Origin of the sequence: Gemmiger gallinarum (assembly GCF_014982805.1) — a bacterium.
GTDB classification, from domain to species: Bacteria; Bacillota; Clostridia; order Oscillospirales; family Ruminococcaceae; genus Gemmiger; species Gemmiger gallinarum.
The window spans coordinates 394,521-419,529 of sequence record NZ_JADCKC010000002.1; the positions used below are offsets into that span (position 1 = coordinate 394,521).

The 25,009-nt window shown below is 65.2% G+C and carries 28 protein-coding genes; 4 read left to right on the plus strand and 24 right to left on the minus strand.

What is annotated here, in order from left to right; translation table 11 throughout:
• The first annotated feature begins 49 nt into the window (after positions 1 to 49).
• From INF35_RS07425 to INF35_RS14030, 4 genes are read left to right on the plus strand one after another with little or no spacing between them, the layout of a single operon-like run.
• Positions 50 to 1,198: an exonuclease SbcCD subunit D gene (locus INF35_RS07425; protein ID WP_193501093.1), complete on the plus strand. Its 1,149-nt coding sequence runs from the start codon at positions 50 to 52 to the stop codon at positions 1,196 to 1,198.
• Complete coding sequence (locus INF35_RS13965) at positions 1,186 to 3,996, plus strand: AAA family ATPase (RefSeq protein WP_193501095.1); 2,811 nt, start codon at positions 1,186 to 1,188, stop codon at positions 3,994 to 3,996. The genes INF35_RS07425 and INF35_RS13965 overlap by 13 nt, the downstream gene beginning before the upstream one ends.
• A 41-nt stretch (positions 3,997 to 4,037) precedes the next feature.
• Positions 4,038 to 4,601 (plus strand): prolyl-tRNA synthetase associated domain-containing protein, encoded by a 564-nt coding sequence (locus INF35_RS07435; RefSeq protein WP_193501097.1) that lies wholly within the window; start codon positions 4,038 to 4,040, stop codon positions 4,599 to 4,601.
• A 20-nt stretch (positions 4,602 to 4,621) separates the two neighbouring features.
• Entirely contained in the window at positions 4,622 to 6,076 is a 1,455-nt protein-coding gene (locus tag INF35_RS14030; protein ID WP_193501099.1) for an aminotransferase class I/II-fold pyridoxal phosphate-dependent enzyme, read from the plus strand.
• Between the two features lie 135 nt (positions 6,077 to 6,211).
• On the opposite strand, the gene INF35_RS07445 is transcribed toward INF35_RS14030, so the two are convergent.
• From INF35_RS07445 to INF35_RS07560, 24 genes are all read right to left on the minus strand, one after another.
• Positions 6,212 to 7,159: a transketolase family protein gene (locus INF35_RS07445; RefSeq protein WP_193501101.1), complete on the minus strand. Its 948-nt coding sequence runs from the start codon at positions 7,157 to 7,159 to the stop codon at positions 6,212 to 6,214.
• Positions 7,159 to 8,019 (minus strand): transketolase, encoded by an 861-nt coding sequence (locus tag INF35_RS07450; RefSeq protein ID WP_193501103.1) that lies wholly within the window; start codon positions 8,017 to 8,019, stop codon positions 7,159 to 7,161. The genes INF35_RS07445 and INF35_RS07450 overlap by 1 nt, the downstream gene beginning before the upstream one ends.
• Positions 8,020 to 8,182: 163 nt before the next feature.
• Complete coding sequence (gene scfB, locus INF35_RS07455; protein WP_193501105.1) at positions 8,183 to 9,643, minus strand: thioether cross-link-forming SCIFF peptide maturase; 1,461 nt, start codon at positions 9,641 to 9,643, stop codon at positions 8,183 to 8,185.
• A gap of 83 nt (positions 9,644 to 9,726) precedes the next feature.
• Positions 9,727 to 9,876 (minus strand): six-cysteine ranthipeptide SCIFF, encoded by a 150-nt coding sequence (scfA, locus tag INF35_RS07460; protein WP_193501107.1) that lies wholly within the window; start codon positions 9,874 to 9,876, stop codon positions 9,727 to 9,729.
• A 134-nt stretch (positions 9,877 to 10,010) separates the two neighbouring features.
• A complete protein-coding gene (locus tag INF35_RS07465) occupies positions 10,011 to 10,502 on the minus strand; it encodes a phage holin family protein (RefSeq protein WP_193501109.1) in 492 nt (163 codons plus the stop codon).
• A gap of 2 nt (positions 10,503 to 10,504) precedes the next feature.
• Entirely contained in the window at positions 10,505 to 11,575 is a 1,071-nt protein-coding gene (locus INF35_RS07470; RefSeq protein WP_193501111.1) for a hypothetical protein, read from the minus strand.
• Between the two features lie 56 nt (positions 11,576 to 11,631).
• Positions 11,632 to 12,624, minus strand: a complete 993-nt coding sequence (locus INF35_RS07475) for a hypothetical protein (protein WP_193501113.1) — start codon at positions 12,622 to 12,624, stop codon at positions 11,632 to 11,634.
• On the minus strand, positions 12,617 to 12,790 hold the full coding sequence (locus INF35_RS07480; RefSeq protein ID WP_193501115.1) for a hypothetical protein: 174 nt from the start codon (positions 12,788 to 12,790) through the stop codon (positions 12,617 to 12,619). The genes INF35_RS07475 and INF35_RS07480 overlap by 8 nt, the downstream gene beginning before the upstream one ends.
• Before the next feature lie 2 nt (positions 12,791 to 12,792).
• Positions 12,793 to 12,951, minus strand: a complete 159-nt coding sequence (locus INF35_RS07485) for a hypothetical protein (RefSeq protein ID WP_193501117.1) — start codon at positions 12,949 to 12,951, stop codon at positions 12,793 to 12,795.
• Entirely contained in the window at positions 12,948 to 14,801 is a 1,854-nt protein-coding gene (locus INF35_RS07490; protein WP_193501119.1) for a hypothetical protein, read from the minus strand. The genes INF35_RS07485 and INF35_RS07490 overlap by 4 nt, the downstream gene beginning before the upstream one ends.
• Before the next feature lie 12 nt (positions 14,802 to 14,813).
• A complete protein-coding gene (locus tag INF35_RS07495; protein ID WP_193501121.1) occupies positions 14,814 to 15,182 on the minus strand; it encodes a hypothetical protein in 369 nt (122 codons plus the stop codon).
• Complete coding sequence (locus INF35_RS07500; RefSeq protein WP_193501123.1) at positions 15,179 to 16,870, minus strand: hypothetical protein; 1,692 nt, start codon at positions 16,868 to 16,870, stop codon at positions 15,179 to 15,181. The genes INF35_RS07495 and INF35_RS07500 overlap by 4 nt, the downstream gene beginning before the upstream one ends.
• The gene (locus INF35_RS07505; RefSeq protein ID WP_268885734.1) at positions 16,839 to 17,315 is read right to left on the minus strand and encodes a Gp15 family bacteriophage protein; all 477 of its coding nucleotides are present in this window, start codon (positions 17,313 to 17,315) and stop codon (positions 16,839 to 16,841) included. The genes INF35_RS07500 and INF35_RS07505 overlap by 32 nt, the downstream gene beginning before the upstream one ends.
• Entirely contained in the window at positions 17,248 to 17,574 is a 327-nt protein-coding gene (locus INF35_RS07510; protein WP_193501127.1) for a hypothetical protein, read from the minus strand. The genes INF35_RS07505 and INF35_RS07510 overlap by 68 nt, the downstream gene beginning before the upstream one ends.
• 82 nt (positions 17,575 to 17,656) lie before the next feature.
• On the minus strand, positions 17,657 to 18,106 hold the full coding sequence (locus INF35_RS07515) for a phage tail tube protein (protein ID WP_193501129.1): 450 nt from the start codon (positions 18,104 to 18,106) through the stop codon (positions 17,657 to 17,659).
• 41 nt (positions 18,107 to 18,147) lie between these two features.
• Entirely contained in the window at positions 18,148 to 18,549 is a 402-nt protein-coding gene (locus tag INF35_RS07520; protein WP_193501131.1) for a hypothetical protein, read from the minus strand.
• A 14-nt stretch (positions 18,550 to 18,563) separates the two neighbouring features.
• Positions 18,564 to 18,944, minus strand: a complete 381-nt coding sequence (locus INF35_RS07525; protein WP_193501133.1) for a hypothetical protein — start codon at positions 18,942 to 18,944, stop codon at positions 18,564 to 18,566.
• Positions 18,941 to 19,324, minus strand: coding sequence for a head-tail connector protein (locus tag INF35_RS07530; RefSeq protein WP_193501135.1), 384 nt, complete (start codon positions 19,322 to 19,324; stop codon positions 18,941 to 18,943). The genes INF35_RS07525 and INF35_RS07530 overlap by 4 nt, the downstream gene beginning before the upstream one ends.
• Before the next feature lie 13 nt (positions 19,325 to 19,337).
• Complete coding sequence (locus INF35_RS07535) at positions 19,338 to 20,276, minus strand: phage capsid protein (protein WP_193501137.1); 939 nt, start codon at positions 20,274 to 20,276, stop codon at positions 19,338 to 19,340.
• Between the two features lie 27 nt (positions 20,277 to 20,303).
• A complete protein-coding gene (locus INF35_RS07540; RefSeq protein WP_193501139.1) occupies positions 20,304 to 20,792 on the minus strand; it encodes a hypothetical protein in 489 nt (162 codons plus the stop codon).
• A gap of 97 nt (positions 20,793 to 20,889) precedes the next feature.
• On the minus strand, positions 20,890 to 22,317 hold the full coding sequence (locus INF35_RS07545) for a capsid protein (protein ID WP_193501141.1): 1,428 nt from the start codon (positions 22,315 to 22,317) through the stop codon (positions 20,890 to 20,892).
• A gap of 16 nt (positions 22,318 to 22,333) precedes the next feature.
• A complete protein-coding gene (locus INF35_RS07550) occupies positions 22,334 to 23,683 on the minus strand; it encodes a terminase (protein ID WP_193501143.1) in 1,350 nt (449 codons plus the stop codon).
• A complete protein-coding gene (locus INF35_RS07555; RefSeq protein ID WP_193501144.1) occupies positions 23,680 to 23,964 on the minus strand; it encodes a hypothetical protein in 285 nt (94 codons plus the stop codon). Before INF35_RS07555 ends, INF35_RS07550 begins: the two co-directional genes overlap by 4 nt.
• 346 nt (positions 23,965 to 24,310) lie before the next feature.
• Positions 24,311 to 24,817 carry a CarD family transcriptional regulator gene (locus INF35_RS07560; protein WP_193501146.1) on the minus strand — a complete coding sequence of 169 codons (507 nt, stop codon included), beginning with the start codon at positions 24,815 to 24,817 and terminating at the stop codon, positions 24,311 to 24,313.
• Between the last annotated feature and the right edge of the window lie 192 nt (positions 24,818 to 25,009).

Sequence of the window (25,009 nt, forward strand, 5' to 3'; positions counted from 1 at the left end):
CTTTTCCCTTCCTCGCAAAATCTCAACACGTCAGCAAAGGAGGCGGCGTATGCGGTTTCTGCATCTTGCCGACCTGCACTTAGGCAAGCGGGTCAACGGCTTTGACATGCTGGAAGACCAGCGGTATATCCTGGAACAGATCGTCGATCTCTGTGCGTCCCGGGGCGTGCAGGCAGTGGTGGCGGCGGGGGACATCTACGACGTGCCCCAGCCCCCTGCCGCCGCCGTGCTGCTGCTGGACTGGTTTCTCACCGAGCTGGCCCGGCGGGACATCCGGGTGCTGGCCATCTCGGGCAACCACGACAGCGCCGAGCGGCTGGACTATGCCGGGCAGCTGCTGGCCCGCCAGGGGGTCTGGCTGGCCGGGCGCTACACCGGGCAGTTGGACCCCGTGGTCCTCTCCGACGACGACGGCCCCGTGGAGTTCTATCTGCTGCCCTTTGTGCGCTCCGCCACCGTGCGTCACCATCTGCCGGACGCCTCCATCACCTGCTACGACGACGCCGTGGCCGCGGCCCTGAGCGGCACCCCCGCCGGGGACGGTACCCGCCGGGTGCTGGCCGCCCATCAGTTTGTCACCGCCTCCCACAAGGCGCCGGAGGTCTCCGGCAGCGAGAGCTGTGCCATTGAGGTGGGCACGGTGGAGCAGGTGGACGCCGCCCGCTTTGCCGGGTTCTGCTATACCGCTCTGGGCCACATCCATCGCCCTCAGGCGGTGGGCAGCCCCACCGTGCGGTATGCGGGCAGTCCCCTGTGCTACTCCCTGGACGAGTGCGGCGCCCAAAAGTCGGTGCCGCTGGTCACCATCGACGGCAGCGGGCAGGCGGAGGTGGAGCTCATCGAGCTGCATCCCCGCCGGGCCATGCGCCATCTGGAAGGGCCATTGGCAAAACTCACCGCCCCCGCCGCCGTCTGCGACGCCGACGATTACATCTGGGCCACCCTCACCGACGACACGCCCATCCCCGACGCCATGGCCCGGCTGCGGGCGGCCTATCCCAACGCCATGAAGCTGGACTACAAGCCCAGAAACGGCACCACCGACGACGCCGCCCACACCGCCGCCGAGGTGCGCCGCCGCAGCTTTGACGAGCTGTTTTCCGATTTCTTTGTGACGGTGCAGGGCCGGGAGCCCACCGAGGCGGAGGCTGCCGCCCTGGCCGAACTGCGGGAGGAGGTGTTCCCATGCGGCCGCTGACCTTGGAATTGTGCGCCTTCGGGCCCTATGCCGCCAAGACCGAGCTGGATTTTTCCCGGTTCGGCCAAGGCGGGCTGTTTCTCATTTCCGGCGATACCGGCGCAGGCAAGACGGCGCTGTTTGACGCCGTGACCTATGCCCTCTACGGGGAGGTCACCGGCGCCTACCGCGCTCCCGACATGCTGCGCAGCGATTTTGCCGACCCCTCCGCCACCACCTATGTCCGGCTGACCTTTGAGCACCGGGGCCGCACCTATACCGTCTACCGCACCCCCGAACAGCAGCGCCGCAAGGCCCGGGGGGAGGGCACCACCACCGCTGCCGCCAAGGCCGAACTGCTGCGGGAGCCGGATGCCCCGGTGTCCGGCACCCGTCCGGTCACCGCTGCCATCACCGACCTGCTGGGCATCGACGCCCGGCAGTTTGCCCAGGTGTCCATGCTGGCCCAGAACGACTTTACCCGGCTGCTCAACGCCCCCTCCGCCGACCGCAGCGCCATTCTGCGGCAGATTTTCGGCACGGCGTCCTACCAGCAGCTGGGGGCCGCCGCCCAGCGCCGCGCCCGGGAAGCGGAAGCCGACGCCAACCGGGCCGACGACGGGGTGCTTTTGCAAATGGGCGCCCTGACCGCCGACCCCGGCCTGCCCGAGGCCGACGCCCTGGCCGAGCTCCAGTCCGCCCATGACCCCTACCAGGCCGCCCGGGCCGCCGAGCTGGCCGAGACCCTCATTGCCGCCGACGAGAAGGCTTCCGAGGAGGCCTCCCGCCAGGTGGAGGCGCTGGATGCCGACATTGCAAAGACCTCCGCCGCCCTGGAATCCGCCCGGGCGCTGGCGGGGCAGCGGGCCGATTTGGCCGCCGCCCGGAAGTCCCTGGCCGACCTGCAAACCGCCCTGCCGGAACAGCAGAAGGCCTGGGCCGACACCGAGGCCCGCCGTCCCGAGCTGGAGACGCTGGCCGCCTCCCTGCAGGGTCTGGCGGAGGAATTTCCCCGCCACAAGATTCTGGCCGATGCCCGCAAGGCCGCCGATACCTCCCGCCGGGAGGCTGACGCCGCCGCCAAGGCCCTGACCAATGCCCGGCAGCAGGATGCCGATCTGGCCAGGACCCAGGCCGACGTCGAGAAAGCCCTGGCCGACTGCGGCACCCCCGACGCCGACCTGGCCCACATAGAGGCCCAGTCCGAGACGGCGGGCTCCCTGCTGGAGAGCTGCAATGCCCTTCTCGGCGCCCTGCCCGGCCTGCGGGAGGCCGACGAGGCCGCCCGCAAGGCCCAGAGCCGCTACCTGGACGCCCAGAAAGATGCCGACGAGGCCGCCGGGCGCCACACGGTGCTTTTGCGGGCCCTCAACGCCCAGCGGGCCGGACTGCTGGCCCGGGACCTGAGGGAGGGCGCTCCCTGCCCCGTCTGCGGCTCCACCAGCCATCCCGCCCCCGCTCACCTGTCCGACACCGCCGTCACCGAGGGGGAGGTGGACGCCGCCGCCAAGACCCTGGCCCGCTGCCAGCGCACCGCCACCCAGGCCTCCGCCCAGGCAGGCAGCGCCGCAGCCGCCGCCCGGGCCGCCCGGGAGTCAGTCCTCAAGGATGCCGACGCCTTTTTTGCCCGGCGCAAAAACCGCTATGACGGTCCCCCCGCCGCTCAGCTGGACGACGACGGGCTCTCTGCCGCCCTGAGCGCCCAGCGCGCCAGCCTGCAAAAGGGGTTGAAGGAGCTTTCCGCCAAGGTGGAAGCCCTCCGCGTCCGGAAAGCCCAGGCCGCCAGACTCTCCGCCCAGCTCACCGGCCTGGCCGACCGGCGCCGGCAGCTGGCCCAGCGGATCACCGCCCTGCAGGCCGACGCCTCCGCCCGGGCCGCCCAGAGTGCCGCCGACGAGGCCAAAGTCCAGACCGCTGCCGCGGCCCTGCGCTATCCCGACGCCGACGCCCTGCGCAAGGCCCAGGCCGACCTGCAGGCCAGATCCACCGCCCTGCGCAAGGCACTGGAGGACGCCACTCAGGCCCGCCGCAAGGCCGAGGAACAGCAGACCGCCCTCACCGAGCGGGTGCGGGCCCTCACGGATACCCTGGCCAACGCCGGGGGTGCCGACGCCGACCTGCCCGCCCTGGAAAAGACCTGTGCTGACCAGAAGGCCCGCCGCGCCCAGGCCGAGACCGCCCGCCGCACCGCCGACCAGCGCCTGACCGCCAACCGCACCGCCGCCAAACAGCTGGCGGTGGCCCGCCGCCGGGCCGATGCCGCCCATCAGCGCCACGCCGTGCTGGACAGCCTGTCCCGCACCCTCAACGGCAACGTGGCGGGGCGGATCAAGCTGCCCTTTGAGCAGTACGTCCAGGCCTTCTATTTTGACGAGGTCATCGAGGCCGCCAACCGCCGTTTTTCCCGCATGACCGACGGCCAGTACCGTCTGCGCCGCCGCCAGAGCGACGCCATCTCGGGCAAGACCGCCCTGGACCTGGATGTCTTTGACGCCTACACCGGCAAATACCGTCCGGTGGCCAGCCTGTCGGGCGGCGAGAGCTTTATGGCCGCCCTGAGCCTGGCTTTGGGCATCAGCGACATCATCCAGCAGAGCGCCGGAGGTGTGCGCATCGACACCCTCTTCATCGACGAGGGCTTCGGCACTCTGGACCCCGACGCACTGGAAAAGGCAGTGGACACCCTGGCCGCCCTGGCGGGCAACGACAAACTCATCGGCGTCATCAGCCATGTGGAGGCGCTGCAGAACCGTCTGACCCGGCAGATTCTGGTGGAAAAGACCCGTGCCGGCAGCACCGCCCGTCTGGTGCTGGACTGAGCCTTTTCCCCTTTCACACAATCACAAGGAGGGAGTTTCCCATGCAGCTTGTTTCCGGCCGTCCTTCGGCGGAAGAGTGCCTTGCCCGCAGCGCGCGAGAAGTGCGCTGCTATGATTTTCTCGACCGTCTGGCCATTTCTTATGAGCGGGTGGACCACCCCGCCGCCGACACCATGGAGGTCTGCGCCGACATTGACCGGGTGCTTGGCGCCACCATCTGCAAGAATCTGTTTCTCTGCAACCGGCAGCAGACCGCCTTTTATCTGCTCATGATCCCCGGGGGCAAGGTGTTCCACACCAAGGATCTGTCCCATCAGCTGGGCATCGCCCGCCTGAGCTTCGGCAGTGCCGACAAAATGGCGGAACTTCTGGACGTGCATCCCGGCAGCGTCAGCGTGCTGGCCCTGATGAACGACCCCGACCGCCGGGTCCGCCTGCTCATCGATGAAGATGTGCGCAAGGGTGCCTTTTTCGGCTGCCACCCCTGCGAGAACACCTCCAGCCTGCGGCTGTCCACCGACGACCTGCTCCACAAAATTCTGCCCGCCCTGGGCCACGAGCCCACCTTCGTCACCCTGCCCGACGCCGCCGCGCCCCAGGGCTGACCCCTTTCAGGAGAGACACCATGCCCCAGGACACCCATATTCTTGAAACCCGGCTCATCGCCCTGGCAAAGACCCGCTACCCCCTGCACATGCCGGGGCACAAGCGCCGGGTGGAGCCCGCCCCCGGCCTGCCCGCCGCCTGGGACTTTACCGAAGTCCCCGGTTCCGACGACCTCCACGAGGCCGAGGGCATTCTGGCCGACGCCATGGCCCGCACCGCCGCCCTGTGGGGCGCTGCCCGCACCTTCTACCTCATCAACGGGGCCACCTGCGGCCTGCTGGCGGGCATCCGGGCTCTGGCCCCCGCGGGCAGCACAGTGATCGCCGCCCGCAACTGCCATAAATCAGTGTTCCATGCTCTGGAGCTGGGCGGCCTCCATGCCCGGTGGGTCATGCCCCGGCCGGACGAGGCCTTCGGCATCCACGGCAGCGTGGCCCCCGACGGCCTGGCCGCCGCCCTGAACGCCTGCCCCGAAGCCCGGTGCGTCATCCTCACCAGCCCCACCTATGAGGGGGTTTTAAGCGACATTGCCGCCCTGGCCGCCCTCTGCCATGCCCACGGCGTTCCCCTGCTGGTGGACGAGGCCCACGGCGCTCATTACCTGCCCTTTGCGGAAGCCTATGGCTGGCGGGGCGGGGCACTGGCGGCGGGGGCGGATGTGGTCATCCAGAGCCCCCACAAGACGCTGCCCAGCCTGACCCAGACGGCGCTGCTCCATCTGGGCGGGGTGTACGGCCCGGCCCTGGCAGATAAAATTGCCCGGCAGCTGGAAATCTTCGAGACCAGCTCCCCCTCCTACCCCCTCATGGCGTCGCTGGACGGCTGCACCGGCCTGCTGGCCGCCCATGGGGAGGAATGGTTCGCCGCCTGGGCAGAGCACTTGAGCCGCTTTGACCGGGCAGTGACCGGGCTTTCCCGGCTGCGGGTGTTTTGCCACGGGGCGGACCGGCTGGCCGACCACCCCGCCTGCTTTGCCCACGACCCGGGCAAACTCCTTCTGGACGGCAGCGGCGCCGGCCTGACGGGGGCGCAGCTGGCCGACGCCCTGCGGGACCGGGGCTTTGAGCTGGAGATGGTGTGCGGGGATCTGGTCCTGGCCATGACCAGCCCCTGCGACGTCGACGACGCCCTGGACCGGCTGGCATGTGCCTTGCTGGAAATCGACGCCGCCGCCCCCGTCACAGTCCCATCCCGGACCGCCTCCCATCTTGCCCCGCCCCCGCCGGGGGAGGCAGTGTACCCCATCGCCCGGGCTCTGGAAATGCCCGCCGCCCCCTGCGAGATGGCCCAGGTGGAGGGCCGCATTGCCGCCGAGTTTGTCTGGGCCTACCCGCCGGGGGTGCCCCTCATTGTGCCGGGGGAGCGGATTACCCGCCGGGTGCTGGACGCCTGCGCCGCTCTGACTGCCCGGGGCACCGCTCTCCATCACAAGGGGGGCACACCTCCCCATCGGCTGCTGGTTCTGGCCCGGTGACCCTCTGTCCCTTCCCGCCAAAATCCAAAAAGTTTTCCACAATTTCAACGCCTGCGGAGGAAAGTTTTCCCCCCGCGGCAGCAAAAAAACAGGCCCTGCCTCCCCAACGGGAAGCAGGGCCTGTTTTGATGTTCGTTATTTCTGGATGAAATCGGTGATGGCCGCGGTGATGTGATCGGCAGTCAGGCCGAAGTCCGCCAGAACCTCCCAGGCGGGAGCCGAATGGCCGAACTGGTCGTTGACGCCGATGCGGCGCACGGGGGTGGGCAGCTGCTCGCTGAGCAGGGAGCAGACCGCCTCGCCCAGACCGCCGATGACGCTGTGCTCCTCCACCGTCATGACCCGCTTGCAGTCGTGGGCCGCGCGGAGGACCAGATCGTCATCCAGGGGCTTGATGGTAGGCATATTGATGACCCGCACACCGATGCCCTGCTTTTTCAGGACCGCGGCAGCCTTGAGGGTCTCACCCACCATAAGGCCGTTGGCGATGACCGCAATGTCAAAACCGTCGGTGAGCTGTTCGCCCTTGCCGATCTCAAAGCTGTACTTCATCTCGTCGTGGATGACCGGTGCAGCCAGGCGGCCCAGGCGCAGATAGACGGGACCGTTGTGGCGGTAAGCAGCCTTGACGGCGGCGCGGGCTTCCACATCGTCGGCAGGGCAGATGACAGTCATGCCGGGGATGGAGCGCATGAGGGCAAAGTCCTCGCAGCACTGGTGGGAGGCACCGTCCTCACCCACAGAAAGTCCGCCATGGGTGGCGGCGATCTTGACGTTGAGGTGGGGGTAGCCGATGGTGTTGCGGATCTGCTCATAGGCACGGCCCGCCGCAAACATGGCAAAGCTGGAGACAAAGGGCACATAGCCGCAGGTGGAAAGGCCCGCAGCCACACCCATCATGTTGGCCTCGGCAATGCCGCAGTCAAAGAACCGCTCGGGGTATGCGTCCCGGAACATGCAGGTCTTGGTGGAGACGGACAGGTCGGCATCCAGCACGACCAGATCGTTGCAGCCCGCGTCGGCCAGCTCCACCAGAGCATGGCCATAGCTGTCACGCGTAGCAATCAGTTTGTTTTCCGGCATCAGCGCTGTGCCTCCTTCTCCAGCAGGTCGTAGGCCTGATGCAGCTCGGCCATCGCCTGGGTGTATTCATCATCATTGGGGGCCTTGCCGTGCCAGTCCACCTGGTTTTCCATGTAGCTGACGCCCAGGCCCTTGGTGGTGTGCAGCAAAAAGCAGGTGGGCTTGCCGCTGCCGTGGGCGCGGTCGAACAGGATAAAGGCCTGTTCCAGCTCGGACACCGAGTTGCCGTTGCAGACGATGGTATTGAAGCCGAAGGCATCCATCTTCTGGTCCAGCGGCTCGCTGGACATGACCTTGCCGGTGGGGCCGTCGATCTGCAGGCCGTTGACATCGACCATAATGCAGAGGTTGTCCAGCTTGTAGTGGGAGGCAAACATAAAGGCTTCCCAGCACTGGCCTTCCTCGATCTCGCCGTCACCCAGCAGGGTAAAGACGTTGACGCCGGATTTCTGCATTTTGGCAGCCAGCGCCATGCCGCAGGCAGTGGACACACCCTGACCCAGGCTGCCGGTGGACATATCCACGCCCGGCACGGTGTTCATGTTGGGGTGTCCTTCCAGATAGCTGCCGTCATGGCGCAGGGTGGGCAGGTCGCGCACGGGGAAAAATCCGCGCTCCGCCAGGGTGGCGTACAGTGCGGGGGCGCAGTGGCCCTTGGACAGCACGAAACGATCCCGCAGGGGGTCCTTGGGATTTTCGGTGTCGACGTTCATAACCTTGAAATACAGATAGGTCAGCACATCGGCGGCAGACAAACTTCCGCCGGGATGTCCGCATTTGGCGCCGTGCGTTGCTTCAATGATGCCCATCCGCACGCGGGTCGCAGTCATTTTCAACTGCAACACTTCAGCTTTTGTCATAACGCTTCCTCCAGATGACCAGGATCAAGGGTCAGGACGGCAATGCCGTCGGTAAATACAATATTTGGCGGCAGCGTACACCGCCGCGGTTTTATTATACACGCAAACACTGCCCTATCGCAACATGTTTTTACAAAAAAGGCCGGACTTCTGCACAGAGTTCTTACTCACAGCCTGTGCAGTCCTCACTGCAGGCCTGTCCGCCCGCCGACGCCTCTGCCGACAGGGACGCCCCCGCCAGTTCCGGGTCCATGGCCTCGGCCACTTTCAGCATCAATGCGCACTCGATGCGCTTGCGGAACAGTTTGCAGCCATACTCGTAAACGCCGTGGATGTCGCCGGTGGCGTGCAGGGCGTTGGCGGCGCAGCCGCCGGCGCAGTAGAGCCGTGCCCAGCAGTCGGCGCAGTCGGGGCGGGCATAGACGTTGCAGAGCTTGAACTCATCCCGCAGGGCAGTGTTGGTCACGCCGTCCCAGACATTGCCCAGCTTGTAGTCGGGGTCGCCCACAAACTGATGGCAGGGGTACAGGTCACCCCAGGGGGTGACTGCCATGTACTCGGTGCCGGAACCGCAGCCCGAAATGCGCTTGTAGATGCAGGGGCCATGGGCCAGGTCGATCATGTAGTGGTAGAAGGTGATGGGCTTGCCCGCCTTTTCCCGGCGGAGCATGTCCTTGGCCAGCAGTTCATACTGGTCAAAGAGGACAGGCAGGTCAGCCTCGGTGAGGGCCTCAGGGCTGCCCGCCGCGCTGACCACCGGCTCCATGGACAGCTCGGTGAAGCCCAGGTCGTCCGCCATGTGGAACAGGTCGTTGGTAAAGTCGGTGTTGTAATGGGTGAAGGTGCCCCGCATGTAATAGTTCTTGTCGCCCCGGGCCTTGACCAGCTTCTGGAACTTGGGCACGATGCGGTCGTAGCTGCCGTTGCCCGCCAGGTCCTTGCGGAAGCGGTCGTTGACCTCCTTGCGGCCGTCCAGGGAAAGCACCACATTGTAGCACTCCCGGTTGGCCCACTCAATGACCTCGTCGGTGATGCCGATGCCGTTGGTGGTCAGGGTGAAGCGGAAGTTCTTGCCCGCCTGCTTTTCGATGCTGCGGGCGTAGGCCACCAGCTGTTTGCAGACTTCAAAGTTCATCAGCGGTTCGCCGCCGAAGAAGTCCACTTCCAGGTTATGACGGCTGCCCGAATGCTCCACCAGGAAATCCAGCGCGCGCTTGCCGGTCTCAAAGCTCATCAGGCCGCTCTCGCCGTGGAACTTGCCCTGAGCGGCAAAGCAGTAATGGCAGTTCAGGTTGCAGGTGTGGGCCACATGCAGGCACAGTGCCTTGACCACGGTGCTGCGCTTTTTGAACTCGAACGCCTTGTCCTCGTAGGCATCGGGGGCGAAAAGCTTTCCGGCAGCCGTCAGCTCATCGATGTCGTCAAAGCAGTCGGAGATGTCGGCAGCGGACACTTCGGGATGCCCGGCATATTTCTTTGCCAGCAGGTCTTCGGCCTCGGCGCGGGGATGCCCGGCGTCGATGAGGGCGATGGCGTCATAGGCAAGCTCGTCCACCGCATGGACACTGCCGCTGTACACGTCTACCACAATGTTGTAGCCGCCAAGCTTGTATTGATGGATCATAGAAAACTCCTTGGGCGCAGCGCGCAAAAAAATGGCCGGAATGCAATGCATCCCGGCGGTGGGTCATTGGGCCGCAGGCGAAATCAGTTGTTCTCAGCCTTTTCGCAGGGCTGGTTGGCAATGCCGCAGCTGGTCTTGCAGGCGCTCTGGCAGGAGGTCTGGCACTCGCCGCAGCCGCCGTTCTCAACGCTCTTCGCCATGTCACGGGTATCGAGAGAAAGAATGTGTTTCATACAAACAGTCACCCCTTAGTATCAAAGTTACCTTCATTTTACACGCCGCCCTGCCGGTTGTCAAGGCTTGGGGCGCCGTCTGAGGCACTGCAGCGGGCACAGTCCGCCCGCCGCGGCGATGGTTTGCTCCCCGGTCAGACCTCGGGGGTACCGGAGTCGGAGTCGTCCTCCCCGCTTCCCGCCGGATGCTCCGCCGCCCGTTTGCCTGCCGCCAACAGCCTGACCAGCCCTGCCGGTACCGGCGCCCCCATGTCGGCGGCATTCTCGGCAATGGAGCCAAGCTCCGTGAAAATGTACCAGACCAGAATCACCGGCAGCACCAGCGAGGTGTAGGAGATATTCAGCCCGGGCAAATGGGGCACTGCCAGGGCCAGAACGTTATCCACCACCGCAGCGACCAGCACCACCAGGATCATGCCGCCTTTGTGCCAGATGCCCGCCCGGGCAACAGCACTGGACCACTCCCCTTTTGCCGCAGCCGCCGCGCTGCCGCTGATCCAGTCGATGGCCATGCACACCACCCAGGCGACCACCAGCCACCCCAGCCAGCCAAAGGCCGCGGTGAATGCGCCGCACAGCCCCGCCACCGCCGCCTTGATCCAGAGAAACACATTGTCTTTGTCCATCATCACACCTCCGTAGTACTGGCAAAGTAGGGACGGCCTTCCGCCTGTGCTTGCATCCACAGGTCCATGGCGTCGCCGCTGGACGCCGGACCGATGAGCCAGCAGGTGCGCTGCTCCACCGGAAGGCCCTTCTCCCTGGCCGATGCCAGAATATTGTCGGATGCATCCACGATGCACAGCTTCTGCAGATTGTTTTCCATGCTTTCCTCCTCATAGTGTTTGACAGCGCCGGCCTCGGCGCTGATCCACTGGCCAGCGGCACCGCCCACGCCACGCTGGGTGATGCGAAGCCAGCCGTCCGACACCTCATAGACGGCATAGAGCCGCCCGGCCAGGGCCTTGCAGTCGTCGGCGGAATGCTCGCCCCAGTCCACCAAGGCATACTCGGTACCGGGGCCGGTGCGCCTCATGTAGTTGCTGTCGCCAATGCGGATCTCGCCCACGGGCTGCTCGCCGGTGTCCCGGTGCCAGATGTAACCGGCGTTGTCCCGCACGTTGCCGCTGCCCAGCTCGGTGCCGCCGTAAACCGTCATGCCGGCGGGAATGTGCAAAGCCCGGTTGATGGGGTAGTTATCATCCGGGGCATAGCTGCCGCCCCCGATGCTGTGCCAGGGACACTTGCCCGCTTTGGGCTTGTCCTGCGCCCGGCCGAAGTCGATGTGCAGGTGGGTGGATGCCCCGCCCGCGGTGCCCTCGGAATACATCCAGCCCCCCGCCGGGATGGTCTTGCCCGCAGCCAGGCCCAGAGCCGACCGGTCGGCGGCCGTCATGTGGATGCATTCCAGCAGGATATAACAGATCTCGCCGGAAACAAGCAGGAGCGGCTCGGTGCTTGCAAAAAACCAGACGCCCTGCGCCGAGCTGCCGCAGGCCAGGGCGGTCATATCATTGCCGGCGTACACCTTGGATTTACCGGTATCTTTGCCGCCCACATCGATGGGCAGGCGGCCGCCATGCTGGCCCTTGCCGGTGCTGGGCGTCACCCCGTCCACCGCGTAGCCCATGCGGTAGCCGCTGACTCTATGTACTCCGCCGTTTTCGCCAACGGCGGGCATATACGCTTTTTGGTACATTGCGCTTCCTCCTGAATTTCCTGTTTTGTCCAAACCAGTCCGACAGCTCTCTGGACTCACAGCTTGATTCCGTAAATTTTGTACGGCGTCGCCGTGTTTTCCACGGATGCCGCTTCAAATGTGACGCCGCTGCTGCTGGTGGAAAAATTCCGGTATGCCGTTCCGGTTCCCACAAGGGTAATCACCCCTTTGCTGCCCACCGGCACCAGGATGCTGGAGCACACCGCCTCGGCGGAATAAGACCATCCCAGCACCAGTACGGCATGATACCCCGACAGACTCAGCGACACCTTTTTGGCGGGAAAGGTGGACGACGGACTTGAATTTGTCCACAGCAGAACAATTTTAGTGGTACTGAGAGATGCGACGGCATCCTGCACGCATTTGGGCGTTGCGGCCGTGCCGTCGGATACCCCCGACGTGCCGGGCGTATCGGACAGTTTGACGTGCCCGTAAACAGCACTGCTGCCCGTCCCATAGGTGGCCAGGGTACTGGCATGGGACTTCGGCGCAAACGCAGAATCCGCCTGGATTTTGGTGTAGTAGTCGGACAGGTCCACCTGATCCCCGGTATCGACCCAGGCTGCGGTATCGCCGTCCCAGGTCCAGATGGTATCCGTCGAGCCGATGATTGCCCACTGGCCGTTTTCGCCGGTGGGATGGACACTCCGAAGGGCCTCTTCCGTGGCATACCACCCCAGCGCGCCCTGGGCGATCTGCTGGGCCTGCCGGGCTGCCTCCGCCGCCTCCGCCGCGCTGGCATTTGCCTGCCGGGCACAGGTATCTGCATTGCTTTCGCTCACTGCCGCCTGTCCGGCACTCTGGGCCGCCGCCCGGGCATTGTCCGCCGCCGAAAGGATCTCCTCCAGGTTTTCGCTGATTTGCTCGATCCCCTGGGCGTTGTCCGCCACGATCTGCCCGTACTGCCGGGCGGTCTCAGCGTTTTGGGCCACCTGAGCCGCGGTCTGTTCCATCCCGGCCAGCCCCGCAAAGGCCTCATCCAGTTCCGCCCCCGTCATGGGACTGTCGTAATAGGTTGTCTCAGCCACCGGTCTCCTCCTGTTCTGCCTGTCTGGCCAGTTCCCGCTCCTTGTCCTCCACCACATGAACCAGGTTCAAAAGGACCAGCCGCACCACCACCGGGTGCAGCCCGCTTGCGTTGATGGCCTCCACCACCTGCTGTTCAAAGGCTTCCACCGCGCGTCCTGCGTCCATTGTCATCCCTCCATTTCTTCTACGTCCGCCATGGGGCTGCCGGAAAATTCCGGCCGCGGTGCGGGGTCCCCGTGCCCGAACGCCCCGCCGCTGGGCAGACAGGATGTCAGGACCGCCGCCATGAGCCACAGAATCAGGCAGACAGTAAGTTTTTGTCTCATATTTCCCTCCCGTTGACGGCCAGGGTCGTACATTCGATGCGGCCGGGGATCTCAAACTTGCTGGCATTGCAGTGGATGGTAGCGCCGGTCTGGTCGATGGCAATGCCCACAAAATTGCTGTGTGCCCCGCCGCTGGACCAGCCGAAATCCGGCGTCCCGCTGGAAAACCATCCCAGGAAGGTATACCGGCTGTTGTCCCCGATGTAGGTTGCGCCGTATCTGCTGTACAGCACCCCCGTCAGATAGCTTTTGCCGCCGTTTTCCACATACCACTTGATACCCCGGTCGTCCATCTCCACCCGGTTGCTGCCCGAGCGCCCGGTGCGCAGGGTCCCGGCATCCAGGTCATAGACGGTATTGCCTGCCTCGGAGCCGATCTTGCCGGTGGTGATGTTGCCGCCGTTGATGGCGGTTTTTCCCGCCGTGGACAGGTCGGCAAAGGTTACCATGCCTTCAAAGGTGATTTCTGCGCTGGACAGCGTCACGCCTCCCGCCTTGAGGGTCAGGGTGCTGGACTGGTCCCCCGCTTTCGCCGAGAGGGTCAGTCCTTCCAGGCTCTGGTCAATGAGGGTCTGCGCTCCCTCACCGTCCAGCTTGCCGGACACCTGGGTGCGCAGTCCTTCCACGCTCAGCTCCAGGGACGCCATTCCGCCCGAAAGCTCGGATGCCGTGATTTTAAGCCCCTCCACATTGGCTTTGATCTCCAGCATTCTGCCTTTCAGATTGGAATAGCTCTGCTCGTTGACCGCCGCCGTGGAATCCCGTCGGGGATTTCCGGTGCTTTCCAACGTGCATCGCTGGCCGGAGATGGTCCGCGCCATAATGCAGGTCTGCATGGCCCGGCCGTAGCTGTCGGTGACCGTCAGGATGGTGCCGGGCTCAGGCAGGTCCTCCGCCGCCTGCACCGCCGCCGAGAAAGGCGTGTAGCAAATGTCCCCCATCTCCTCAAAGATGGCCTGAGCCACCGGCCGCAGATCGTCAGCGGCGGAGGTGGTCAGCAGCAGATTGCCCTGCAGGACCAGGGCGTTGGTGCCGGTCTCCTCCGGCGGATAGATCACCCCCACATCCTCCTCCGACTGGCGGATCTGCACCTTGTCGATGGGGGCTGTTTCGTAATCCTCGTAGTGCAGGGTGCCGGACAGGATTCCCGCCTGACGCATGCCGAACCGCCAGATGTCTCCCTCGGCCGTGCGCAGAGCAGCCCCGGCCAGACGCAGCCCCGCCCGGACGCCCTCCTCGGTGGACGGTCCGATGCCTCCCGCTGCGGTCTGCCGGTACCAGCCGAAGGTCAGCCGCCCCTCCGGCGTCATGCGAGCAAAGCGGCAGGCCGCCTGGGCCGCCCACTGGATGAGCTGCCGCCCGGTGAGGCCGTCGGCATAGAAGGCCTGAATGCCGTATGCCCCGTTGGGCAGGTCGGTCAGGGCGGCGTCCGCCAGGGCCACCCCGCACTGGGTGCAGACCGCCCGGACGAAATCAGCCAGCGCCATGGGAAAGCTTCCCTGCTGCTCCCGCAGCCAGGGGGAAAGATCCCGGTCCAGCAGGGTCATGCGGTCGTAGGCCGTGACGCGGATGACGTTGGCGCTGACCTTCTCCGGCTTTTCGGCCAGAAAAACACCCGCCTGTGTCTCGGCTTTGGTGCCGGTATCCAGACGGGTCAAGATCAGTTCGGTGCCCTGGGCGATGCGCAGGCCGTTAGCCGGTGCCCAGAGCTCCAGTTCGGCGCAGGCCGCACAGGCCGCCCCGGGACAGAGGTCTTCCTGGTCGCTGACCTGCTCGGTGAGGGTCACACTGCGGATGCTGCCCGCATCCAGCAGAGTGCCGTCGGGCAGGGCTATTTTATAGGCAAGCAATGGACCACCTCCTCAGCATTCGATGATATTGAACTTGAAATTCTTGTACAGCCCGTCCCGCCGCTTGAGGACCACACTGGTCTTGGAGCAGTAGGCGGTGCAGGTATGGGGTTTGCCGTCCGCCCCGGTATAGCCGAAGGTGAAGGATGCCTCTCCCTTGAGCAGCCCGTCCAGATAGTGATAGTCCTCCCGGTCCAGCAAGGCATAGCTGAACCCGAAGGTCATCACCCGCTCCCGCACGATGATGCGGTGCATGACGCCGTCCTCGGTGCGGCCACTGTCACTGGCGTCCAGGTCGGAGAAGCTCAGTTCCGCCTCCTCATCCGGTTCCAGCATGGGATAGCCGTTGATGGTGTACTGTGTACTGTAAGCCCGGATCATACCACACCTCCCGTGATGACCGCTCGGCGGCTGTTATAGCGGCGCACCGCCCGGCCGATGACCTCATCCCCGATGACGACACCGCCGCCGTTTTCCCGGATGGCCTCGATGATCTGCTGGGCAGCGGTGAGCACCGCGTCCACCACCTCGCCGTTGGCGTCGGACATAGCCTGGGCCATGGCCGACTGGGGCGCCGCGATCTCCGGGTCGGAAGAGGCCCCCGGGTACTCGCCCATCATGGCCAGGGTGGGCTGTCGGATGACGCCGCCCGAGGCCAGCATGGGAATCTGGGGCACCGTGACCGCAGGGATGGAAAATCCAAAGCGCTGTCCGCCCAGCCCCGGCACCCAGTCCGGCACCGTAAAGCTCAGGCTGTTGATGGCCCCCGCCACCCCGTTGATGCCGGCGGCCACGGCGTTCAGCATGCCGTTGACCAGACCGATGACCCCGTTGACCGCCGTCCGCACCAGATTCTGAATGCCGGCCCAGACCTGTGCCGCCGTGGCGCGGACGCTCTCCCAGGCGGCAGCCCAGTCCCCCGCAAAGACGTTGGACATGAACTGCGCCACCCCGGTAAAGGCAGTGATGATCAGGTTTGCCGCCTCACTGAGCACCGACGCCGCGCTGGTGCCGGTCTGCCCCATGACGGTCAGCAGCTGGGCGATCAGCGGCCCGAAGGTCTGGGTCATCCAGTTCAGCAGGGGCATGAGCAGATTGTTCCAGAAGTTCAGCAGCATGGTCTGCCCTGCCCCCAGCAGATTCAGCGCCTGGATCCAGAGGGGCTGCAGATGTTCGGTCCACAAACTTTCCGCCAGGGCGATGAACTGGGTCAGCACCGGCTGGACCACTGTCTGCCACAGGCTGGTGATCAGCGTCATCAGGTTCTGCACGGCCAGGCTCATCCCGGTCAGGATGGGCTGTCCCCAGCTCTGCCAGGCCGTGGAGATGCCCTCCATCAGCCCGTTCCAGACCTGCAGCACAAGGCCCATGGCAGGCAGCAATACCGTCTGCACCGCATCGGAGGCCAGCCCGCACCCGGTCTGAAAGGCCGTTGCCAAGGCATTGGCCCCGGTGGTCAGCACCCCTGAGGCCACCGGCCCCATGGCCGCCGACAGACTGCCGAAGATTCCAGGGGCAAAGGTCCCGCTCATCCAGTCCAGAAAATGGGAAAAAGTTCTCCGCCACAGTCCGGACAGGGCAGTAGAAAGCCCGTTCCACACCGTCAGGGCCACCCGGGAAACAGCACCCCACACCTTGGTCCAGATTGCCTGCCCTGCCCGGGCCAGATCCTGCAGCCAGTCCCAGAACTCTGCCGCCGCCTTTTTCAGTTTTTCCCAGTCGCTGTCGGTCTTGCTGCCCGACGACCTGGACGACGAGCTCTTGGACGAGCTGCTCTTGCTTCCCGTCCCGGCTTCCTCTGCCTGGGGTGCGGCGGGCAGCTTTTCGATCTCATCAAAGCTGGCGGTGTATCTGGCCGCCGCCTTGGCCGCCTTTGCGGTGGCGGTGGCTGTCTTTGCAGCAGCAGCGGCCGCCGCCTGCATGGCGGAGGCCGCCCCTTTGGCGGCGTTTTCCACCGTGGTCATGCTGCGTGCCGCTGCCGCCGAAGGTCGCATCAGGGCAGCCGCCGCCCGCCATTTTTTCAGCTCAGACTGCTTTTTATCGCTTGTTTTCTCGGTGATCTGTGCCACCGTCCTTCCTCCTTTCTCCCCCCGGGACGGGGTTTTGCCCGAACAGCCGGGCCAGCTCTGCCTGCAAAGCCCGCTGCGCCCCCGTATCGGGGCCGCGTTTTGCCGCCCGCCGGGCTGCAAAGCGGTTCCAGTCCCGCCGGGCTTTGCGCTGCCAGGGCGTCATCCGCCGCAGGGCTGCCGGGTCCCGCTCGGTGCGCACCGCCACCAGTCTGCCCAGAGGGGTATCCTCCATCAGGCCCTCCACCAGCTGCGCCCACTCCGCCCAGGGCAGTTCTCCCTGGACGGCGGGCAGCACGCCGTACTGGGCGGCCACGCTCTGCAAAATAGCATCCTCGTCAAACAGAAGGTCATAGGCCTCCTGCCCTGCAAAGGGTTGTTCAGCCCTGCTCCCGGGCGGTGCGAAATCGCCGGCGGACGGTCTCCGCCTCCTCGCCGGTGACGGCAGCCAGCACTAGGGCAAAGAGCTCCTGCACTGCCGGATAGGGCAGATTCTTCTCCTCCAGCTCCTTGGCCGCCTGGGCGCCCAGTGCCAGCCGGAAGGCCTCGTTCAGCTGAGCTTCCGCCTCGGCGTCCTCCTTTGCCATCACCCGCTGGATGCGCATCACCGTTTTCTGACGGTTGTCCACCGGGTAGACCTTGTCTCCCACCCGGACCTCGGGCACCTCGGTCAGCAGCTTGTCGTCAAGGGTATACAGTTTAGCCATGGTATCCTCCTGTCAAATGTTTTTCCCGCCCACCCGTCGGGGACGATGCCCCATTCCCTTCTGTCATATGTTTCCGGCCCGGTCAGACGCCGGAGGCCGGGGTATAGGTAGGCTTGCCGTCGCTGTGGACCTCAAACTCCAGAGCGGCCACGTCGGTGGCGTCGCCGCTGCCGGGGTTGGTCACGCTGAGCACACAGTCAAAGGCCAGCTTGGCCCCGTCGGGGAACTCCCACTCAAACTTGGTGTCGCAGCCGCTGCCGGTACCCCAGGCGTTGGCGGCCACGTAGTCGTTGCCCTCGTCGCCGATCTCCCGCTTGCCGGACAGGGTGATGGTCAGGCTCTTGCCGGTGACCATGCGGCGCTTCCAGCCTTCCGCTTCCATGGGGGTCCACTCCTCCACATTGCCGTCGATCTCCACCGAGAAGGTCTCCAGACTGGACACCGGCTTCATGTCGTCGTCAATGCTGCTTCTGCCGTTGGTGCCGATCTTGAACTTGTTTTCAAATACCGGATAAACGCCGGTTCTTGCCATTGGTCTTCACTCCTTTTTGTTGTCTGTGAACAGGCCGCCTCTCAGCGCCCGTAGTAAAGCTGTACCCGGATCAGGTACTCAAACACGCCGTCGCCGCCCTTGCCCAGGGGAACAGGCCCCGGCCCGGGGTCCGCCCAGAACACCAGCGTTCCGTCCATGGTCAGCCCTGTCTGACCGTAAAACATGGCCCAGAGCTTCTGGGCCTGTGCTTCGGCCTCGGGCTGATTCTGGCCCCAGCGCAGCAGCAGCCGGGCGGTCAGCACATCCCAGTGGGTGCACTCCGCCCCGCCCAGGCAGATTCTGGCCCGGGCGCCCGCCGTTTCCTCCCGGTCGTCAAAGATGCCGAGAAAAAAGGGCTTGCTGCCGTCCACACTGCCCAGGCGCACACAGTCCGGCCGGTCAAAGCGAGGGGCCAGCCAGCCGTACAGCTGTTTCAGCGTCATACGTTTTCCTCCCCTCACACCAGCGTCAGCCGGGTATAGTTGACGGTACCGTCGGGGTTGCGTCCCCGCATGGCCGAGTCAATGCGCCAGCTCTTTCCGCCGATCTCCACGCTGCCCGCCAGCACATCCCGTTCGGGGGCGATGTCCCCGTCAAAAAGGGCCACGCCCTGCCGCCAGTGGACCACCCGCTCGGCATCGATGCCCCGCCGAGTTCCGTCCCCGAAATCCCGGTTGGGGCTGATGCTCTGTTTGGGTTCGTCGTCCAGCCGGCACATGAGGGAGAGCACCAGCACCCCGTCGGGGGCGCCGTCGGCGGTTTCCCCGTCGGTCAGCGTCACGGTGACGGGGGTGCGGCAGAGCTCGGGTCGCACCAGCTTGGGCCACCGGCCGCTCATGGTCCCACCCCGCGGCAGCAAAGGCCGCTCAGGAGCAAGAGCTCCTGCATTTCGGTGCAGACACCGCCGGTCTGGGCATCCGTTTGTTCAAAGGTCATGCTCACCCCGCCCACGTCGTACTGTTTCAGGCCCTGCCGCCAGGCCGAGCCCTCCTCCAAAAGCCAGTTTGCCTGGGCGCAGACTGCCCGGCGCACCAGCTCGGCGGCGCGTTCAGGCAGGGCATCCACCCCGCCCGCCGCCTCGATGCGTCCCAGGGTCAGCCGGTCGGCGGCGCGGCTGGCCTGCCACAGGGCACGGTCCAGAGCCTCGCCGCTCAGGGCGGCATCCTCCCCGTACAGCCCGGTATAGTCCTGCCGGGCGGCATAGCTTTGCAGCGCCATGGTCTCACCGTCCTCAGGACACAGCGGCCGTGTCGGTGTCCACGTAGACGCTGTCGATCTTGCCGTCCTTGCCGTTGGGGAAGGTAAAGACATCGCTCAGGGCGCGGTTCTGGTAGAGGTAGCCGTCGCCCTCAGCGTGGCCGCCCGGGGCAAAGAAGTAGATGCTGGAGATCTTGGGCACCAGCTTGGTGGTCAGGGGCGAGGCAATGAGCACGTTGATCTTGTGAGCGCCGGAGGCCGGGGCAAAGCCGCCCTCCTCCCCGTCAAAGGTGAAGGCATCGTAAAAGACCTCATCGTCCACCACTTCCATAATGGGCACGCCGTCGATCTCGGTGATGCGGGTCTCGATGCCGGTGCCGCCATCGGCGATGCGGGTGAGCTCGATGGTATGGGTCAGCTCGGGGGCCTGTTCCAGGGCGTTCATAATGGCGCTGGACACATAGGCGATGAGGGCCCCGCGGGCGCGGTAGCGGCGGAGCTTGCCGGCGGCCAGCATGGCCTTGAGCTTAGCAAAGACCGTCTCGGGGGTAAAGTCGGCGGCAGCGGTGGAGCTGTTGTAGCCCGACTCCTTCTTGGCAGCGGCCGCCACCTTGGAGAAGAAGAGGGCGTCAGCCTCGGGGGCTGCCTGGGTCTGCTCAAAGGTGCGGGAGATGTTCATCACCGAGGCGGCGGAGTTGCTCTCGTCCACATCGGCCCGGTCGATGAGGAACTCCACATCGCGGTCGTGGGTGACCACATAGGCGTGGTCGGTCTGGGTCACATTGCCCCGGTTCCAGCCGCCGTCCCGGCTGTGGTTCTTGTAGCCGGACACCGACATCTGGGTAAAGTGGAAGGTCCGGGCATCCAGCCAGCGGACGTTGTCGGTGACGAAGGGGCCGCACAGGGCGTTCTGGGTCATGACCTCCAGCAGTTCGGACTGCCAGTTTTCAGCATAGTTCACGGTATTGGGCATCTGCATTCATCCTTTCTGTTGTGTGGTTTACTTGAAGCGGTTCCAGCGCCGCTTTTCGGGTTCCGGCTCACCGCCGGGGGCAGGGATGGCACCCGGGTCGGTGTCGGCGCCCAGACGGAAGCCCGCCATGCCCCGGCCGCCGTTTTTCCAGTCGGGGTGGCGTTTGAGCACCTCCTCCATGGCCCGGGTCACGCTCTCCTCGGTGACTTCTCCCTCCCGCCGGGCCGCGCTGACAGCCAGGGTCACGGCGTCCTCCGCCATCTCAGGGTTCACCCCCGCCCCGTAGGCCGCCAGACGGCACCGCGCCTGCAGAAGCTCCTGCTCCAGCCGGGCAATGCAGACCGCACTGTCCTCCTCCGGGGTCTGCGCGGGTTCGGTCTCCTCCTCAGATTCCGCTGCCGGTTCTGCCGCCGGTTCGCCGGCTGCCTCCGGCTGCGTGCCGCCGGCCCCGGCCTCCGCCGGACCGGGTGCTGCCTGCTTGGGGTCAGGCTTTTTGTTCTTTTCCTTGTCGGTCATCTTGTTCTCCTTTCCGCCCATGGGCTGTTTGTATCACAAAAGGGCAGCGGACCCATCGGCCCTTCCGCCCTTTCGCTTCAGAATGTTTTGCCGGGCCTCAGCCCGCCGCGCCCCGCTCCGCCCGGATGCGCGCCGCCTCGGCGCTCTTCCAGGCCTCGTCCCTGCTGGCGCCCCACAGCTCGTCCACCTGGGCCTCCACGCTCATGATGCCTGCCTCGGCAGCCCGGGCCACGGTATTCACCCTCTCGTCAAAGGCGGGGGCCCCGTACTCGCCAAAGCCCGCCCGGGCGACATACTCCCCGGGCGCCCGTCCCTCGGCCAGGTCCTGGGCCTGCAAAGCCGCCCGGGCCAGCAGGGGCAGGGCTTTCTCCAGCGCCGCCGTGATGGCATTGCGGGTAAAGCCGGTCACGTCCTTTTTCTCCCGCTGGGCCTCGGCGGAGGCCATCCGCCCCAGGTCGATGCCCAGGGTGGCCGGGCTCAGCACACCCTGGAGGCACAGGTCCAGGGTAGCCGCGTAGGCGCTCTCAAAGGCCTCGTAGCGGATCTCCGGCTGCACCGTCTCGATGCGGTCGGCGGCGTTCTCCCGGTCACTGGAGGCAATCTTGACAAAGCTGGCCCCAAAGCGGCCCGGCACCCGCAGGGCACCCGTCTCAGGGTCCCGGGGGATCAGGCATTCGGGAATGTACCGCTGTACCCGTCCCGCCCGCACGGCGTCCAGCCACTGGCTGATGATCTCGTCGTGGGCGTCAAAGGCGTCGTTCTTCTTGTCAAAGAGGGACGCTCCCCGTCCCGGCCACCGGGCGCTGGGCCAGAACATCAGCGGCACCGCCAGGGATACCGTGGGGTCAAAGGCGGTATTGCTCAGCCCGGCGCAGTCCTCCTCGGCGGAGAGAGGCAGGGGTTTGCCGTCTGCCTCCAGCCGATAGCCCACACTGCCGGGGCGGTACTCTTCGTACAGCACCCGGCCTTTGCGCCCCACCGGTGTCAGGAAGTCCACCCCGGTGATGCGTCCGTGACGGCGGGCGTACTCCACCCGGTCGGCGCCGTAAAATTCCAGGATGGGGCCCGGCGCTGCCTGGGGGTCCAGACTGATCTTGAAGGCCCCGTCCCCGGTGACCAGACACTCGGCCACCGCCCGGCCCACCAGCGCCTCAAAGTCGTTGTTCCGGGCGATGTCCTCCCACCGCCGGGCGGCCTGTGGGTCGTCAAAGTGCATCTCGTCCAGGTCAGCCCGCACAATGCCCGCCAGAGTGTCCACCATGACGGCGGGCAGACCGCTGTGGGCCTTGCGCAGGTTTTCGCTCTCGGGAGCCGCCGCCCAGAACCGTGCCCGGCCCACGGCATCCTCCCCCAGCTGCTTGAAGAGCTGGTCCAGCTCGCCGGCATCGCCCCGGTACCACACCCGGTTGCGCAGCACGTTGGTGCCGTGGCTCACCGGCTCCCGAATGCTCAGCCGCCGGCCCTCTGCCGGCTGAATTTCCAGCCAGGTCTGCAACATGGTTCTCATCCTTTCCATCCAGTTCATCTGTTTCCTCCTCGCCTTATCCGATCTCCTCCCGGTAGGGCATCCAGGCATACTGCTCAGCGTTGATGCAGTGGTCGTTGCCGTCCTCGGGGCGGCCGTCCGCCTCCCAGCTGTAGCAGTCCATCTCCTCCAGCAGCGGCCCGCAGCCCTCCTCCACAAACAAATGCATGCCGTGGGCCAGCCAGCCGCTCTCCATCCGGATGCGGTCCAGAATGGGCAGTCCCTTCCAGGCAGGCAGATACTCATACAGCCCGCCCTTGAGCCGCCGGTACTTGCGGCACTCGGCCAGGGTAGCCTGGTCGGCGCTGTCGATGAACACCCGCCGCCCGAATCCCCAGGCCCCCCGCTGCTCCTCCAGGAATTCCTCCAACAGGGGCGGGATGTCGCTGGGGGCCAGTACCGGCAATCCCTGCCGGGCCCGGTCCTTGTTGGAGTAGACCCGCACCGCCAGGGTCACCTTGCGCCGGTCCTCGAGAAATCCGTCAAAGACAAAGGCAAAGGTATCCTGGGTGCGCTGGCTGTAGCTGGTGTCCACCCCGCAGGAGAACCGGGCAAAGCGGATGCTTCCCGCCTCCAGCTGACGCCGCAGTTCCGCCGCGCCCACGCGGTGGGCCGGTCCCACCTCAAAGACGACTCCCTCTCCCCGTCCCCGCAGGCCCAAAATCTTGTTGCGGTAGAGACGGCTGCCCGCCGGGGCATTTTCCAGAATGCGACGCCGGGTCTCCTCGCTCAGGGCTGCGTTGTCCTCAAAGCCGAAGAACCAGTGCACCCAACCTTCCTTGGGGGACTGGTTGAGCTGCTGGCGGATCTGCTCGGGGGTGGAGTGCTCCCATTGGGGCAGGGGTCTTGCGTGGTTGATGTACTCCTCATACACCGGCTTGCGGGGGTCGTCGGGGTTGAGGGTGGCCAAAAGATAGTCGGCCCGCATGGCGGCCTCCCGCAGATACTCCATGTCGGCGATGTTCACCTCGTCGATGTAGACGCAGCCGTACTGGCCGCCCAGGGCCTTTTTCCAGCGCTCCCGGTTGCCGTAACCCAGCACGTAGATGATCCGCTCCCCGTCGGAGGTCTTGAGGCGGATGTGGGCCTGGGTGGTCTTGCCGTACCCTGCGGGGTAGTAGTCGGCCAGCGGCCCGAAGTCGTCCAGAATTCCGAACTCCTTGTTGATAATGTTTTTCTCCACCGTGCCGGTGTCCAGCCCGGACAGGATGTGCAGCTTCTTGTTGCTGGCCGCGCACCGCAGCATGAACTTGAGCAACGCCACCGTGGTCTTGCCCGCGGCGGTGGTTCCTTCCAGAAACTCGCACCGGGCCCGGCAGCGGAGAAAGGCCATGCTCTTGGGGGAAAATTTCAGTCCCAGCCTCATGGTTTGTCCTCCCCCTTCCAGTGACCGGCGGTGCAGCCCCACAGGGCTTCCAGCACCTCATCCAGACGCCCCACGGCCTCCGCCTCCGCCTGTTTGCCGTCAGCGTCTGCCGCGTTGATGGCTTTGGCGCAGAGCTCTGCCGCGTGCATCCGCTGGCGCAGCTCCACCGTCTCGTCCCGCATGACATCGGCCCACATCTGCTGGATCTCCTTCATTTTCACCGGTGACCGCCTCCGTCTGGGCACGGCCGCCGGTCTGGCGCCGTCCTGCCCCTGATCCATCCCTTCGCCCCCTTTCCCGGTTTGTCCCGGACTCCCGGGCAACAAAAAAGACGATTCCGCCTGCGGGTTGTCCCGTCAGGTTTCCTCGTCTTTTTCTGTAACGCACCTCCGGGCTTTGCCCTGCTGCCTTTTCGGTCTCTGTGCGTTTTTCCAGTTTAGTTATATCACGCTGTCCAGGGGGTCTGCGAGGGTCATTGGGGACCCTCTTTTGCTCTCAGGCTCCGTTTTGCCCCGTATTTTTCCTGCCGGGCCAAACAAAAAGGCGGCGCGCCTCTGTTTTCTCACAGAGCCACACCGCCCGAAGCGTTCATGTATTTTTCTCGTAATATCAACCGTATTTGAGTTTTCACTCCTCGCCGCCCAGCTCCCGGCGGATGAAAGGCACCACCTCGGCAGGCTGAATGTCCAGCACCAGGGCAAACTCGGTATACAGCATGTTTTCCGCCTCCCGCATGGCGTTCTCGTCAAAGCCGGACAGCCGCTTGCCCACGGCACGGCGGGCGCGGCGGAAGTTGTAAATGGCCTTGACCATGCGCAGCAGCTCCCGGTGGTCGCCCTTTTTCAGGGTCTCGTTGTAGTACTGCTTGCGCACATCCGGGTTCGGGTCGCACTTGACGTCCTCGCTGGGCAATTCCCGGATGAGGGCCAGGATCTCCTCCTTGGTCATCACCGGATGCATCCGTGCCATGAGCAGTTCATTGCCTTCGGGCACACAGATGGTCATGCTCTTGTCAAACACCGGCTTGAGCACAAAGCAATTCTGCTTCTGATCCCCGAGCTGCCGTTCCTCATGGGAGGCAATTTGGCAGGCGCCGGTAGTCCCATAACAAACCATATCCCCAACCTGAAACATCTTTCGCTCCTTTTCTCTTAAAGCCGCCTCAAAAAAACAACGCTGATTCGCCTACTATATAGTATAGCACCCTTTTCCAAAATATGTCATGGCTTTTTTGTACAAAAAACGCGGGTTGTGCTGCCGGTGTTTTTGCGCAGGCTCCGTCCTCATTGCAAAAGGGGTTCCGGAGCGGTATACTGATAACAAAAC

Excerpts from the sequence above, each read along its gene's own strand:
- INF35_RS07425 (WP_193501093.1), top strand. The coding sequence starts at position 50 with ATGCGGTTTCTGCATCTTGCCGACCTGCACTTAGGCAAGCGGGTCAAC.
- INF35_RS13965 (WP_193501095.1), top strand. The coding sequence starts at position 1,186 with ATGCGGCCGCTGACCTTGGAATTGTGCGCCTTCGGGCCCTATGCCGCC.
- INF35_RS07435 (WP_193501097.1), top strand. The coding sequence starts at position 4,038 with ATGCAGCTTGTTTCCGGCCGTCCTTCGGCGGAAGAGTGCCTTGCCCGC.
- INF35_RS14030 (WP_193501099.1), top strand. The coding sequence starts at position 4,622 with ATGCCCCAGGACACCCATATTCTTGAAACCCGGCTCATCGCCCTGGCA.
- INF35_RS07445 (WP_193501101.1), bottom strand. The coding sequence starts at position 7,159 with ATGCCGGAAAACAAACTGATTGCTACGCGTGACAGCTATGGCCATGCT.
- INF35_RS07450 (WP_193501103.1), bottom strand. The coding sequence starts at position 8,019 with ATGACAAAAGCTGAAGTGTTGCAGTTGAAAATGACTGCGACCCGCGTG.
- scfB (WP_193501105.1), bottom strand. The coding sequence starts at position 9,643 with ATGATCCATCAATACAAGCTTGGCGGCTACAACATTGTGGTAGACGTG.
- scfA (WP_193501107.1), bottom strand. The coding sequence starts at position 9,876 with ATGAAACACATTCTTTCTCTCGATACCCGTGACATGGCGAAGAGCGTT.
- INF35_RS07465 (WP_193501109.1), bottom strand. The coding sequence starts at position 10,502 with ATGGACAAAGACAATGTGTTTCTCTGGATCAAGGCGGCGGTGGCGGGG.
- INF35_RS07470 (WP_193501111.1), bottom strand. The coding sequence starts at position 11,575 with ATGTACCAAAAAGCGTATATGCCCGCCGTTGGCGAAAACGGCGGAGTA.
- INF35_RS07480 (WP_193501115.1), bottom strand. The coding sequence starts at position 12,790 with ATGGACGCAGGACGCGCGGTGGAAGCCTTTGAACAGCAGGTGGTGGAG.
- INF35_RS07485 (WP_193501117.1), bottom strand. The coding sequence starts at position 12,951 with ATGAGACAAAAACTTACTGTCTGCCTGATTCTGTGGCTCATGGCGGCG.
- INF35_RS07495 (WP_193501121.1), bottom strand. The coding sequence starts at position 15,182 with ATGATCCGGGCTTACAGTACACAGTACACCATCAACGGCTATCCCATG.
- INF35_RS07510 (WP_193501127.1), bottom strand. The coding sequence starts at position 17,574 with ATGGCTAAACTGTATACCCTTGACGACAAGCTGCTGACCGAGGTGCCC.
- INF35_RS07515 (WP_193501129.1), bottom strand. The coding sequence starts at position 18,106 with ATGGCAAGAACCGGCGTTTATCCGGTATTTGAAAACAAGTTCAAGATC.
- INF35_RS07520 (WP_193501131.1), bottom strand. The coding sequence starts at position 18,549 with ATGACGCTGAAACAGCTGTACGGCTGGCTGGCCCCTCGCTTTGACCGG.
- INF35_RS07525 (WP_193501133.1), bottom strand. The coding sequence starts at position 18,944 with ATGAGCGGCCGGTGGCCCAAGCTGGTGCGACCCGAGCTCTGCCGCACC.
- INF35_RS07530 (WP_193501135.1), bottom strand. The coding sequence starts at position 19,324 with ATGGCGCTGCAAAGCTATGCCGCCCGGCAGGACTATACCGGGCTGTAC.
- INF35_RS07535 (WP_193501137.1), bottom strand. The coding sequence starts at position 20,276 with ATGCCCAATACCGTGAACTATGCTGAAAACTGGCAGTCCGAACTGCTG.
- INF35_RS07540 (WP_193501139.1), bottom strand. The coding sequence starts at position 20,792 with ATGACCGACAAGGAAAAGAACAAAAAGCCTGACCCCAAGCAGGCAGCA.
- INF35_RS07545 (WP_193501141.1), bottom strand. The coding sequence starts at position 22,317 with ATGAACTGGATGGAAAGGATGAGAACCATGTTGCAGACCTGGCTGGAA.
- INF35_RS07550 (WP_193501143.1), bottom strand. The coding sequence starts at position 23,683 with ATGAGGCTGGGACTGAAATTTTCCCCCAAGAGCATGGCCTTTCTCCGC.
- INF35_RS07555 (WP_193501144.1), bottom strand. The coding sequence starts at position 23,964 with ATGGATCAGGGGCAGGACGGCGCCAGACCGGCGGCCGTGCCCAGACGG.
- INF35_RS07560 (WP_193501146.1), bottom strand. The coding sequence starts at position 24,817 with ATGTTTCAGGTTGGGGATATGGTTTGTTATGGGACTACCGGCGCCTGC.